At 68.4% G+C, this 12,991-nt stretch carries 14 protein-coding genes; 1 reads left to right on the forward strand and 13 read right to left on the reverse strand.

The window, feature by feature from the left end:
* Positions 1–6: 6 nt before the first annotated feature.
* The 3 genes from ANAEK_RS19490 to ANAEK_RS19500 all read right to left on the reverse strand — a co-directional run bounded on the left by ANAEK_RS19490 (position 7) and on the right by ANAEK_RS19500 (position 1,571).
* Positions 7–633 (reverse strand): TetR/AcrR family transcriptional regulator, encoded by a 627-nt coding sequence (locus ANAEK_RS19490; RefSeq protein WP_012527844.1) that lies wholly within the window; start codon positions 631–633, stop codon positions 7–9.
* Entirely contained in the window at positions 630–1,181 is a 552-nt protein-coding gene (locus tag ANAEK_RS19495) for a pyridoxamine 5'-phosphate oxidase family protein (protein WP_012527845.1), read from the reverse strand. The genes ANAEK_RS19490 and ANAEK_RS19495 overlap by 4 nt, the downstream gene beginning before the upstream one ends.
* A gap of 75 nt (positions 1,182–1,256) precedes the next feature.
* The gene (locus tag ANAEK_RS19500) at positions 1,257–1,571 is read right to left on the reverse strand and encodes a hypothetical protein (protein WP_232288286.1); all 315 of its coding nucleotides are present in this window, start codon (positions 1,569–1,571) and stop codon (positions 1,257–1,259) included.
* A 290-nt stretch (positions 1,572–1,861) separates the two neighbouring features.
* Between ANAEK_RS19500 and ANAEK_RS19505 the strand changes: the two genes are divergently transcribed.
* Positions 1,862–2,233 carry an Mpo1-like protein gene (locus ANAEK_RS19505; RefSeq protein ID WP_012527846.1) on the forward strand — a complete coding sequence of 124 codons (372 nt, stop codon included), beginning with the start codon at positions 1,862–1,864 and terminating at the stop codon, positions 2,231–2,233.
* On the opposite strand, the gene ANAEK_RS19510 is transcribed toward ANAEK_RS19505, so the two are convergent.
* From ANAEK_RS19510 to ANAEK_RS19550, 10 genes are all read right to left on the reverse strand, one after another.
* Positions 2,167–3,015 (reverse strand): AraC family transcriptional regulator, encoded by an 849-nt coding sequence (locus ANAEK_RS19510; RefSeq protein WP_012527847.1) that lies wholly within the window; start codon positions 3,013–3,015, stop codon positions 2,167–2,169. The two genes, ANAEK_RS19505 and ANAEK_RS19510, sit on opposite strands and share 67 nt — an antisense overlap.
* A gap of 84 nt (positions 3,016–3,099) precedes the next feature.
* Positions 3,100–3,375 (reverse strand): hypothetical protein, encoded by a 276-nt coding sequence (locus ANAEK_RS19515; RefSeq protein WP_157376715.1) that lies wholly within the window; start codon positions 3,373–3,375, stop codon positions 3,100–3,102.
* 361 nt (positions 3,376–3,736) lie between these two features.
* A complete protein-coding gene (locus tag ANAEK_RS23555; protein WP_012527848.1) occupies positions 3,737–3,868 on the reverse strand; it encodes a hypothetical protein in 132 nt (43 codons plus the stop codon).
* 116 nt (positions 3,869–3,984) lie between these two features.
* A complete protein-coding gene (locus ANAEK_RS22945) occupies positions 3,985–4,149 on the reverse strand; it encodes a hypothetical protein (protein ID WP_157376716.1) in 165 nt (54 codons plus the stop codon).
* Positions 4,150–4,370: 221 nt separating this feature from the next.
* Positions 4,371–4,814: a hypothetical protein gene (locus tag ANAEK_RS19530; protein WP_157376717.1), complete on the reverse strand. Its 444-nt coding sequence runs from the start codon at positions 4,812–4,814 to the stop codon at positions 4,371–4,373.
* Between the two features lie 126 nt (positions 4,815–4,940).
* A complete protein-coding gene (locus ANAEK_RS23065; protein WP_157376718.1) occupies positions 4,941–5,480 on the reverse strand; it encodes a hypothetical protein in 540 nt (179 codons plus the stop codon).
* Positions 5,477–5,767, reverse strand: a complete 291-nt coding sequence (locus tag ANAEK_RS19535) for a hypothetical protein (protein WP_012527851.1) — start codon at positions 5,765–5,767, stop codon at positions 5,477–5,479. The genes ANAEK_RS23065 and ANAEK_RS19535 overlap by 4 nt, the downstream gene beginning before the upstream one ends.
* A complete protein-coding gene (locus ANAEK_RS19540; protein WP_157376719.1) occupies positions 5,764–6,369 on the reverse strand; it encodes a hypothetical protein in 606 nt (201 codons plus the stop codon). Before ANAEK_RS19540 ends, ANAEK_RS19535 begins: the two co-directional genes overlap by 4 nt.
* Before the next feature lie 431 nt (positions 6,370–6,800).
* Complete coding sequence (locus ANAEK_RS19545) at positions 6,801–7,340, reverse strand: DUF2247 family protein (RefSeq protein ID WP_049778418.1); 540 nt, start codon at positions 7,338–7,340, stop codon at positions 6,801–6,803.
* Positions 7,341–7,344: 4 nt separating this feature from the next.
* Complete coding sequence (locus tag ANAEK_RS19550; protein WP_012527853.1) at positions 7,345–12,984, reverse strand: RHS repeat-associated core domain-containing protein; 5,640 nt, start codon at positions 12,982–12,984, stop codon at positions 7,345–7,347.
* Positions 12,985–12,991 lie beyond the last annotated feature (7 nt).

Raw genomic sequence — 12,991 nt, forward strand, 5'->3', positions numbered from 1 at the left:
TCCAGGCTACACCCGCCGTCCTTCGGGAGCATGGGACGATCGGGGCCGCCGGCCTCCGCCGGCCCGAGCGTCGTCGCCGAGCCACTCGAGCGCGGTGCGGAGCGTGCGGCCGAGCGGCGCCCCCCGCTCCGGATCGGCCGCGAGCCCGAGCTCCTGCGCGCCCAGGAACACCGCGTACTCGAGCTGCGCGAGCACCGTCGCGTTCCTCCACCCGCGCTCGCGGTGGATGGTCGCGAGGTAGTCGATCCTGCGAGCGTCCACGCGGCCGACGGCCTCGCGCGCTGCCGGGTCGTGCAGGGCCCAGGCGCGGATGGCCCGGTCCAGCGCGTGGTCGAGCCCGACGGCCGCGGCCCCGAGCCGGGCGCTCCGGGCCTCCGCGGTCACGGCGCTGGAGGCCGCCGCGATGAGGTCGGCGGTGTGCAGCTCCGTCCACGCGTCGAGGGCCGCGGCGTGGAAGGCGTGCACGTCGCGGAAGTGGTGGTAGAAGGCCCCCTTCGTCCGGCGCATCGCGGTGCAGAGCCGATCGACCGTCACCGCCTGCGGACCGTGATCCCGCAGCAGGGCGAGCCCGGCCCGACACCAGCGGGCGCGGGGATCCGCGCCAGCGGTGTCGTCGCGCCCGCGCGCCGTCACGCGGACCTCCAGGCGCCGTCCGGAGCGCGCGCGATCATCGCGGACCGCTGCCCGAAGGGGGCCGGGGTGACGCCGCGCCAGCCGTCCCAGACCTCGATCCGCTCCGGCCGGAACCGGACCAGCACGAACTCCGCTCCGTCGGGCCCCTCCGGCCAGAACGCGCGCCAGAACGGCTTGAAGCGGCGCCGGCGCTCCGAGACGCCCTCGACGATCTCGGCGCGCCCGACCAGGACCGCGCACGCACCCCGCGCGTCGTCCTGGTAGGCGAGCGTGGCGGCCGGGTCCTTCCGGAGCTGCTCCACCTTCCGGGAGCCGCGGCTCGTGCCGAGCCACACGGTGAAGTCGTCGTCCGGCGGGAACGGCTCGAGCACGCGCGCGTGCGCGACCCCGTCCGCCAGCGTGACGAGGAGGCAATAGCGCTTGCGGAGCATGGTCGCGCGCGCCGCGCGGAGCACCGCGCCGACGCCGTCCCGGGCGCGCGCCGTCGCCCAGCGCCGGTAGAGCAGCCCGAGCGACGACCCGAGGCGGTCGCGGAGGGAGGGGATCATGGCGTGTGCATACCATACGGTATGGTATGGGGCGCGACGGAGATCGGTTCGCCCCGTCGAGGGCGGCGCCGCCGCTCACCGCACCACGCGCCGGAGCCGGACCCGTCGCCGGACGCTCCTCAGCTTGAGCGCCAAGGTCGTGGCGACGATCGCGACGAAGGTCGCGAGGCCGACCACTTGCGCGAGCTGGCCCTGCGGATCGGACCGGTGGAACTGCTCGCCCACCACGGCCCCGGCGGCGATCGCGGCCGGCGCGCCGACGAGGGCTCCGACGAGCAAGACCTTGAACAGCGCCGCGCGGCTGCGGTGGCCGCAGCGCGGGCACGGGGCCAAGCGGGACAGGGCCGCGGCGCCGATCTCGGCGTCGTACTGCGCCTTGCTGAGCGCCACGCCGTTCGCCGTGAGCCCCGCCCCCGGCGACGATCGCCAGCGCCACCATGCCGCAGCGCGAGCACCGGTAGTCCACGGACCGCTCGCCCACGTCGACGTCGAGGCTCATGCGAACAAGGGGCATGGGAGTTCTCCGCGAGGCGGCCCTGCAGCGTCCGCCCACCAGCCGGGAATCATACTCCGAGTGCCGGGGTGGCGCGCTGCCACTGGAGCGGCCGCGTGGCGGCGCCATGTCGATGGCAGCCAGTTCGTTCAAGACTCCGCATCCGGCCCGGACCAGGTTCCCGGGCATGAGCGCGAACGAACCCGGTGTCCTCGAACGGCAGTGGGCGGGCTATGGCGACGTGCACCGCGATCGGCTCAACCTGGCGCTGCACGGCGCGACCGTACCGCTCTTCTGGCTCGGCACCTGCGCGCTCGCGCTGGCGCCGGTGATCCCCATCGGCTGGGCGATGGCCGGCGTGGCCGCGCTCCTCGTCGCGCTCGCCGCGCAGGGCCGCGGCCACCGCGGCGAGGCGAGGGCGCCCGCCCCGTTCCGTGGACCGGGCGAGTTCCTGGCGCGGATCCTCGCCGAGCAGTGGATCACGTTCCCGCGCTACGTCCTCTCGGGCGGCTTCGCGCGCGCCTGGCGCGAGGCCGCGACGGAGCGACCGCGCGCGTGAGCCGCGGCGGGAGCGCCGGCCGGCCGAAGCTCGGACGGCGCGACGCCGAGCATGCGGCGGAAGGTCCGGCTCATGTGGGCGGCGTCCGCGAACCCGGCGGCGTGGGCGGCCTCGCCGAGCGGCCTGCCGGAGACGACGGCCGCGGCGGCGCGCTGCAGCCGCAGCCACGCCAGGTACGGTCGCAGCGGCACGCCGATCGACCCGGTGAAGACGTGCATGAGCCGGCCGGGCGAGAGGCCGACCTGGCGCGCGAGCGTGCCGAGGGAGGCGTCGCCGCCCGGCGGCAGCGCCTGGAGCACCCGCAGGAGCCTGCGAACGCGCGGGTGGACGGCGCGAGGCGAGCGCACCCGTTCGCCGCCCAGCGCCACGACCACGCGCGCGGTCCAGGCGGCGCCACCGGGCCCCATGAGCTCCATCGGCGTCACCCCGTCCACGAGGGCGTCGCGCTCGGCGGCCCCGACGACGCGGAGCGAGCCGGCCGTGGCGGCGCGCATCGACTGACCCGCGTCGCTCCCCGGGTCCACGAAGACGATGAGGACCTCCGAGCCCGACGCGTCGATCGCGTGCGGTGCATCCGGCGCGGTGACCACCCCGGCCGCGCGCGCCCACGCGCCCCGGTCCCCCGCGCGCACGCGCAGATCACCCCCGAGGGCGAGGACCACGTGCATGCCGTGGTGCGCGTGGGAGGTGCTCCGCCCTCCCGGCCCGCGCGCCGCGAGCAGCGGCGGCCAGAGCGGCAGCCCGGGCGCGTCCGGATCGGACTTCGGGATCGGGAGTCGCATCGACCGACGATCTATGGGCGCGGTCGGTGGCCGCCACCAAACTGGCGCTGGGGAGGAGCGCCTGCCCTGGTGCACGCGCGTGACCTAGTCGCCGCCGATGCTCTTGAACTCCCGCTCGATTCCCTCGATGACCTCTCGAAGGCGCGCCCTGTCATTCTCTGAGAGGCTCGCTCCCTTCTTCTCGAGAACCTCAGGGAGAAGAAGCCGCGCCTCGCCGTAGAACTCCGACGTACTACCGGATGCAAACTTGCTCACGTGCAGCACCTCCTCAGACGCGGCTGCCTCGCCAGCGTTTCGCAGGAGCGAAACGAGTTCCACCAAGTATCCGAAGAGTACTGGTGCCAGTAGTCTGTTCTTCATAGGCGCCCTCAAGGCATGTGGAACCAGAGGCCCGCGCCGCCGCTTCCCGGGTGACGCCCACCGCCTCGACCGCCGGTTCCACGTTCCGTTGCGTCAGCGGCGGGTGTCCCCTCCCAACTCTCCGGCCGAGTGCCGGCAGTCCTCGAGCAGGGCGCCTGATCGGTGCCGGTCAGCTCGTCGCTACGCCCGGCGTCGTCGCTCCCTCTTACGCGAAAGGCTCAACCCGACGATCGCGCCATCCCCTGACGCCTCATTACCGCACGCTACAGGTCAACTCCTGACCCGCCTCCAGAACCGCGCGACCTGTCCCGGCTCCAACTCGACCATGGCTGCGTACCCTTCCAGGCTGCGCGCAACGAAGTCAGGACCAAGTACGAGCGCTGCTGTGGAACGAGGAGCAGATCCAGTCCCCCGGGATCGCCGACTCGACGACGTCGAACAGCCACGCAGGCTTCCAGCCCGGATATCCGACGTCATCGACGACCTGCAGCATGACGATGCCCTCATAGACTGCCGCAGCATGAACCTCATACATCTGGCCGAGGTATGGGCGAAGGGCCACCGGAGCCGAGCCTGGATCAACATGTCGTCCTCGAACCCGCATACCACCTACCTCGCGCCAGGCAAGACGACCTTGAAGTCATCGATCGCCTTGGTCGCCTCGTTAAACAGATAGTGGACGTTGATGGGGCCTTCGCGCCCGCCGGACCGCACAATTTGCTGCAATTTCACCCAGCCCTCGGACGCAGGCCACCGCGGGTCGGTCATCTTCAATGGGAGCTTCGCCCCGGCGCCGGGGTTTGCCATCGCCTGCTCGATGGCAGGTTGCTCGCGCAGGTTTCGCGCCAGAGTCGTCCCCTTGGACAGGTTGGCCGTTGACCCCCTCCTGAGCGCTTTCGCGGTACTTCTTGAATTGCACAAGCGTCATCACTGACCTCCGAAGAGGTTGCCGGTGATGAGACGTACGCCATCTCGCACAGTCTCCGCGGGGATGCTCATTTCAGGCCATAACGCTGACGGTATTCCTTCCGGAGCGTGGTTCCGTACCATTCGTCCAGCGAAGCGAACCGCCGCAGCACACGGAAGGTCGACGGCTCGAGTTCAACATAGTCGCCCTTTCCCGTATCCACAGCGCTCACCAGCGAACCGATATGGACAACGAGGAATCGCGCCGGCATTCCACGAGAATGCATGGCGCGATTCACTGAGGCGATGTCGTCCCCCATCTGCGGATCACCCAACGGGCCGAGGATCGTTTCCGTCTCGAAGACGTCCCCTCCACCGGTATCCTGCCAGAAGACCAGCAGATCGCTGGGACACGGGCCTAGCCACTCGTTGTCGGCGAGCCAGGCCTGCAGGCCGGCTAGATCCATCCGACCATTCCAATGAAACAGGTCAGGCCGCAAACGTGCGTCATCGGTCAAAGCGGATGCACTCATTGGGTGGCACGCCCTCCCTCGAGGAAGCCGCGGAAGGCGTTGGTCCCTCGATCGAATCGAACGCCTTGACCCTTCGCGTTGTACACGTCGATGACCTTGTCACCGTAGAACGTGCGGGCGGGGTTCTCAAGCGTACTTCGAATGATCGCCTCGGCATTCGTCTGAGTGGGTTTCACGCCCGCAAACGCCGACGAGTACCCGCCAGACTGAGCGTGCCCGACCTTCTTTGGCGATCGCACGTGCGCCTTCAGTGATTTGGCCTCCGGGACTTAGGCGTCCCGCACTCCCAATCACATCATCGACCGTCGACCTGGTGAACTGCGGCAGCAGCCTCGTCGCGTCCCCTGCCGCCTCAGAGGCGGGCCGAGTCAGTCGCGCGGCCATCGACACCGTCGCGAGAGAGGCGGCAACCCGAGCCACACCCACCGCCACCATCGTCGGGTCACCCTTCTCGACGCCGCGGTTGGTCACGTAGGTCGCATTGACGGGCTCGATGAACGCTTGCTCGGCAACCGCCACCAAGGTGGTCGGGCCAGTCAGGAGCCACAGCACGGCTGAGGCGGCCGCCCATCCGACGTTTCCATCTCGCCAATTCAGGACCATGTTCGCGTAAGACTGATTCGACAGGCGGAGATTCGGCAACGGGTGGGCGTGGACGACGCTCACGGAGCAGTCCCCTCGCCCAAGCGCTGAGCGGCGTGTTCGACAGCGAGGGCGATGTCCTCCTCGCTGCGGTAGCTCGGGATCTGCGCCCGCTCGTCCGGGATCGGCGAGTACCAGACCACCCGCTCGAACAGCTCCGCGAAGGCTTCCGCCTCGGCGGACGTCAGGGTCTGCTTGTCGAGCTCCAGGTTGTAGGTGGTCTCGAAGCGAGCGCAGAACGACTCGGTGTCGAGCGTGCCGGCGCGGAACTCGGCGATGAGGCGATGTAGTCGCTCCCGAGGCTCGGTCACGGTGCGACTCCGCTGTGGAAGAGCACGTGCCGGATCTGGCACGACGCCTCGTGGACCAGCACTTCTAGCGTGCCTTGCGAACCGCTGAACGATGCGGCCGAGCGATACTTGAACTGCCCGGCCACTCCCTGCGGATCGGCGACGCGCGCCCCAGAGCCGATCGTATCCAACATGGATTGGCTCGGGATGAAGCTGCGCTGCCCAGCCAACTGACGAGCGACGGTCGTCGACGTGTTGAGGCCGCCTTCGGCCGTGAGCGCCCGCTTGAGCACGGCCGTGCGCTCGGCCGTCGTCCCGAAGCGTGCAGCCAGACCTGCTCGACCACCCCCTGCAGCCTCATTATCAGAGGCGGGCCGAGCCAAACGAGCTGGGCCGGCCACCATAGAAGTAATCGCGAGAGAGGCGCCGACCCGGACCACCCCCTCCGCCACCATGCTCGCGTCGCCCTTCTGGACGCCGCGGGTGGCGACATAGCTCCCGTTGGCCGGCTCGATGAAGCCTTGATCGGCGAGCGCCACCACGGTGGTCGGACCGGTCATGAACCATAGGACGGCCGACGCGGCCGCCCATCCGACGTTTCCATCTCGCCAGTTCTGGACCATGTTGAGCCACTATCCGGGTTACCGGAGCAGCGGCAGATCGCTCTGGTGTTGCCGCCGATCACGATGCTCTGCGGGGAATACTGCCCGGGGCGCCCGTTCTCGTTCTCTGCGCTGCCTCGACACGGAACGGAAGGCGCGGCCGACCAGGCCATCGAGCCCGTCAGCATTGCGGCCGTGCTACCATGAGGCCCATCCCTTCGTCTGAACGTCGCTGTGGACCGCGGTCTCCTGCACCACACGTTCCTCGGATCTCAGCGAGATAGATACGGACGAACCGTCCGAGAAATGGCCGAACAGCCCAACTGCTGGACCGAGTTCCTCGGGACAAGCTGGATTGTGTCGATAAACTCGTCCCCGCCCAAGGATCCCGAAGGCACGTTGCTCGATGGGCAGGCGCCATCCTCTCTCGCTCCTCTCGAGATTCCAGGGCATCATTGGCGCATTCTGGGATCGGACCGTGGTAGTCCAACGGGATGGTATGAGGCCGCGGCTTCGTCGAGGTACCGCTTCCACCGCTCGAAGATGCGTTGCTCGTTTGCCTTTCGGCTTCCAAGGTCGGGGCCTTGCATCGGCATGTACCTCACGAAGCTCGCGATGTGCTCTGGATAGCCGAAGTCCGCATAGACCTCCTCCACCCGTTGCAGTGGATCCGGGTCCTCACTCCGATGGTCGTATATCCACGCGAGCACGAGATATAGCCATTTGTTGCGACTCTCTTCCTCGGAGCGCGGCGACTCACCGCCGGCGAGCCGCTCGACAAGGTCCCTTATGGGCTCGTTCTTGCTCGCCCCGGCAAGCTCGAGCAGCGAACCAGACGGATCCTCGTGCTCACCAACTTGATCGACAGCCATCTCGATGGCCGCCTGAGGATCAAGAAGCTGATTGACGAGTCCAAAGCGAACATCGTGCCAACTCATGCACGTCCGCTCGCAAACGAACCGGTAAGGAATGCACAGCCGTACGATATCCATGGCGTCACCTCACCACCTGGTTCGGGAAGCCAGTGATGCTTCCACCGGGGATAAACCGCTGGTGCGAAACGGCCCCGCCTGGCTCAAGAATGTACTCGAATATCCCTGCTCGACCGTTTACGCCGCCTGGCGTCTGAAGCAGCGTCCGCTCAACGGCATCACCACCGCGAATCGTGAAGGCCTTGCCCGCCTCGAGCTGTTCTCGGCTCAGGAAGCTCGCCGCTCTGTGAAGCGGATCGGCCTTCAGGCCGCTCCCCACGCGTTTTGCCGTCAGGATCTTGTCTGCGACACCTCGCGCACCCCCCGCGGCCCCAGAAGCGGACCGAGCCACGCTGGCTGGGCCGGCCACCATAGAAGTAATCGCGAGAGAGGCGCCGACCCGAACCACCCCCTCCGCCACCATGCTCGCGTCGCCCTTCTCGACGCCACGGGTGGCGACGTAGCTCCCGTTGGCCGGTTCGATGAACCCTTGCTCGGCGAGCGCCACCACGGTGGTCGGACCGGTCATGAACCATAGGACGGCTGAGGCGGCCGCCCATCCGACGTTTCCATCTCGCCAGTTCTGGACCATGTTCGCGTAAGACTGATTCGACAGGTCGCGGGCATAGCCGAAGCAGTCGAGCCCTCGATCCTTGTCGTAGTTGCAGCGGCCGCTTGGATCCGTGAACACGGTCGGCGCGTCGAGCGCATACGCGTACAGGTTCGCCTCGCGCCGGCTCTCCACCGCACGTTGCGGCTCCTCGAGGAACAGCGGGTCGGGCGTCGTGAACCGGTTGATCGCGGGGTCGTAATCCCGCACGCCCATTCGCACGAGGCCGAGGTCGGCGTCCCAGCCCTTCTCCACGTAGTCGATCGCCGCCGACACCGAGGGGTGGGCCGACCGCGCCCCGAAGGGCGACGCCAGCCTCATGGCCCCGGTCGTCTCCGCAGTGACCGTCCCGCGCAAGTCCGTGGCCAGCGACTTGAACGCCCCATTCTTGATGAGGCCGACGGTGCGCCCTCCGAGCGCGATCGGCTCGGTCAGACCGCTTGCGTCGATGTAGCCGTCCTCGAGGTAAGCGGCGACCGGGACGCCATTCGCCAGCTTCATCACCCGCTGGCCGGCCTCGTCGTGCAGATAGGTCCAGGTTGCCGAGCCCCGGGTGGCCGTCGCCAGGTGCCCATCCGGCCCGTAGGTGAAGGTCAAGTCGTCGCGGGCTACGGTGCGTCCCACATCGTCGAACGAGTACGCCACCGCGCCAGCGCTGAGCCTGTTCCCGCTTCGCGTGATGGTTCTCGTCACCCCGTCGCTCGTGATCGAGGTCGGCAGTCCGAATCGGTCGAAGCCGTAGGCGTAGGTCGCCTGCGTGTCCGAGGCGCTCGTGAGGAACCGCTGCGACGAGTAGTCGTACGTGCGCGTCAGGTTCGTCGTCCCGACCGCGAAGGTCTCCTGATCCACGAGTCCACGCACGCTCCGGCGCAGCTCGGTCGACGCAGCGTAGGAGGCAGTCGTCTGGCCCGAGCCGGTCAGCCGCCTGGTGAGCGGGTCGTAGGTGAAGGTGAGCTGGTCACCATTCGCGAAGCTCGCGCCGACGAGCTCGTCGTTGGAGCCGTACCCGAGCGTCGCGAGCGATGCGCCGCCTAGGCGCAGCGAGGAGAGTCGGCCGCTCGAGTCGTACGACCGAGCGACGCTGCTCGAGGCGAGCTGCACGCCGCCGGGATCGCGGACGGTCACCGTCCGCGACCCGGGCGTGCCGGACTCCAGGTACTCGAGCCTCGTCTCGACGGTGCGCCACCCGTTCAACGTGAGCGTCCGGCGGGCCAGCAATCCATCGGCGCGATACTCGAAGAGCTTCGAGTACCCGCTTCCCGTCACGCCGGTCAGGAAGCCCAGCGTCGTCCGGGTCGACGGGGCCGCCGGCGTTGCGCCGTCGTAATAGTACGTAAAATCACGAGTGGCTCCGTTCGACCCGTCGGTATGCGTTTCGACCTTCGGTCGGCCGATACCGTCATAGGTCAGCGCGACCGACCTCACGAGCACATTCGAGGGCGACAGATGGCGCTTCGACGCGACCAGCCCTGTCGTTGCCTCGTATGTGGTGTCGACCGTCGCTATGCCCTCCCGCTCCACTCTCGACACGCGCCCGTGCCCGTCGTAGGTCGTGCGGTGCTTCGCGCCGTCGGGGAGGGTCACGACGCGCACGCGCCCGAGCGCGTCGTAGCGGTATTCGTAGCGTACGTTCGCCTCGTCGTCGTAGGCGAGGACGCGCCGTTCGGCGTCCATCCAGGACACCGTTGCGTTCGTTCCGTTCTCCCGGGTCGTGAGCGCGAGCAGCCCGCTCGAGAGGGTGAGGACCCTGCTCACGTTTTGTTGAACGCCTGCATGGAAGCTGACGAGCGACTGCGCCGCGTGACCCAGCGTGGTCGCGATCTCGCTCCCGACTTCGGCCGCGCCGGCCTCCAGCGTCGCGTAGTCCATGGACATCGGATCGGTCGCGGGCGAAACCGTCGGCCGGAGGTACGTCGTCGTCAGGCCCGACGCTCGTTCTCGCGTCAGGAGGCTGCCGAAGGCCCACCCCTGCGGTATCCGAGTCGCCGTGGCGATGGGCTCGCCCGCGGCGGAGCGCAGGTCCACCAGATCCCGCGCGCTCGCGGTGGCCGTATCCACGAGCTGACTCGCGAACACGGCGGCAGGCGCCGTCGGCGTCGCGTACTGGTACGAGTAGCGGCGTACCGGGTTGAGCTCGGTCGAGGAGCCGAGGTCATCCCACTGGCTGCTCAGGCGCTCCTGGCCGTCGTACCGGAAGGACTGCTGGTACGCGAGGGTTCCCCGGCTCGTCCGGAGCGTATGTATTCCGTCGAGCAGAGGGTCGCGCGAGCTCGCGTCGATGACGACACCGTCGGGCGTCGTCACGCTGCTCAGCAGGAGCGTTCCGGGGGCCCAAGAGAACGAGGACGTTCCCTTGCCGGGACTGGAGATCGTCGCCACGAGGCCTCCGAGCCCATAGGTGGCCGCCTGAACGATGAGGCGATCGGCTCCGCTGACACTCTCGACCTTCTCGATGAGGCCAGCGGCGTTGCGCGTCAGACTGGTCTCGTGCCGGAAATCGAGCGTGGAATCTGGATGGGTTCCGCGCTCCACCACGGTCGACGAGAGGCAGGCAAGGTGTCCCGCGTATGCTGGCAGACTTGCGTACTGGGTGTCGATCGTCAGCGTGCCGGCCTGCGTCTCCTTCACCACCTGCGCCGGACACACCTCGCCGAACCACGCGGTCGTGCGCGTGATGGTAGCCACGCTCCCACCGGATCCGTCCGTCGTTCGCCACCCGCTCTCGCGTAGCGTCAACCGCTTCCACGCGACGCCCTCGAGGAGCGCGTCCTCGTAGCTCGACGTCTCGAACTCCTCGAGCCCCGGCACGAGCGCATCCCGTGACCTGGAGCCGATCGGAATCGCAGCGAATCGGTCCTCATGGAGAAACTCCGCCACTTCGTGCACGAGCGGCGTGGTGCGCGTGACCTGCCCGTAGCCGATGAGGAACTTTCCGACCCGATGTTGCACCGGCGCCGCGTAGGCGTAGTCAGAGGTGAGGTCGTCCAGGCCCGAGGCTCGAGCGGTCACGCGGGCGAGCACGGGCTGGCGGTTTTTCGCGCCTGGCACCGCCGGCGGCCGCGCGTATTCGAGGAAGAGGGTCGATCCCTTCCCGTCATCCGCCCACGTCATGAGCCCTGTATCCGCTCCGTCCAATGCCACGGCCCAGCCCTGACCGGCCTTCACGAGCGTCAGCTCGGTGTGGCCCGCTCCCCGCGCGTCGATGACGATCGGCGCCGACGTATTCGCGTCGACCGCCGATAGCCCTGGGACCGTGGCCTCGACGAACTGTGCCCCTCGGTTCATGTACAGCCGGGTAACGTTCCCCGACGTGCCCGACAGCACCACGTCGGCGAGACCGTCCTTGTTCGCGTCCACGAACGTGAGCCCGAAGCCCGACAGGTTCGAGAGCGGCGTGCCGTTCGCCTGCAAGAAGGAGTACGACCTGCCCGGAGACGTGAACTCGAAGGAGCCCGTTCCGAACCAGATCACCAAAGTGCCGCCCACCCTCCCGATCAGGTCCGGGAGGCCATCGCCATTGAAGTCGTTCACCCATGCCGTGTCCGGGTTGAACGCCGGCGTCAGGGCCGCCGTCTTGAGGGCGCCGAAGGAGAAAGTGGTCGCCGTGCTCGTGTTGGGCAGTATCCGCACCTGCCCGGACTGGAGCCGAACGAGGTCGGGCAGGTGGTCGTGGTTCAGATCGACGAGCCGCACCGTCGACCCGAGGGTCCAGTTCCCGGCCATCGTCGTGGTGCCGACCTTCTGCCCGAGCCGGTTGCACGCCGTGAAGTAGCTCGTCTGCCCATAGGCGTCGGAACGAAGGTCGAGTACGTAGGGTGTCTCGTCTTCGGCACCGGATCTCAGCCTGGCGATGACGCGCGGCGCCGCGTAGATGCTCGGCGTCGCTCGCCGGCAGTAGACGTACGCGTCAGGCACCGTGGGCAGAGTCTCCGCCACGAAACCAGCGTCCGTCTCCCTCCAGAGCCGATTGTCGTAGGCCCATTCGAGGTCCGGTCGCCCGTCCTCATCGGCGTCGAATGCAGTCGACCGGTTCGGCTGAAGGAGGTCCGTCTGTGACGCCTCGAGCATCGGCGCCACCCACTGCGCAGGCTCGAGCTGGGCAGACGACAGGTGATCACGTGCGAGCCGGTAGCCGTACGTCGTCGCTGGAAGACGCTCGCCGCTCCGAAACACCTGTTGCACCGCTGCGAGGTAGAAGCCGGGGCCGAAGCCCTCGTCCTGGTAGGTCAGCTCGTAGCGCCAGCGTTCCTCGAAGGCCCCCGTCTGCGCGTGCTTCGCGAGGACCGTGACCGTCTTTACCCGCCAGTCGAGGGCCCGGAGCTGCCCGGCCCGATAATCTTCGAACGCTTGCGTCAGGGGCTCATAGGCGAGGTCGATCCGGTACTGGTGGTCCTCGCCGACTCCGCCATACCAGACCGTCGACACGAACGACCGCCCGCTGGGGTTCACCTTCCACTGGATGCGCGTCGTCCGGTCGGTGACCGTCTTCACCTCGGTCAGGAGCCACGCGTATGTTCCCCGCGCGGTCGTCTCTCGCGCCGCACCGCCGTAGGTCGCCACAGATCCGTCCGGTAGGTGAGCAGTCAGAACGTCTCCGGCCTCGACCACCTTCACCGGCTTCGAGAGGCCGAGCGGGTACCAGGCGCCATCGTCCCCCTTCACCATCCGTCCATACGGACCGGTTCGCTCGTCGTCGGGCGCCCAGATGTCCCCGCGCACCCGATACCGCACGATGGCGAGCGCGCTGGTCCAGCCCATCCCCCACTCAGAAATCCCCGCGTCCGGCGCGTAGGTCGGGAACGGAGACGCGAGCAGCGGACCTCGATCTTCCGGCGCAGAGAACGGCGACGGCAAAACGAACGCGCCCCGCGTCAGGTCGCCGGGCCCGAAGACCTGGGTCGCGAGCTGACCGACGAGCGACGCTCGCTGTGGCGCGCCGAGCTCTGGAACCTGGACCTTCGCATCGAGCGAGGTCCCAGTCTGAGCGAGCCCGACCAGCGGCCCAAAGATCCCGGTGCAGACCACGCCCCACAGCCAGCGACGACACGCCGACATGAGCCCT

The sequence above is a fragment of the Anaeromyxobacter sp. K genome (assembly GCF_000020805.1).
GTDB classification, from domain to species: Bacteria; Myxococcota; Myxococcia; order Myxococcales; family Anaeromyxobacteraceae; genus Anaeromyxobacter; species Anaeromyxobacter dehalogenans.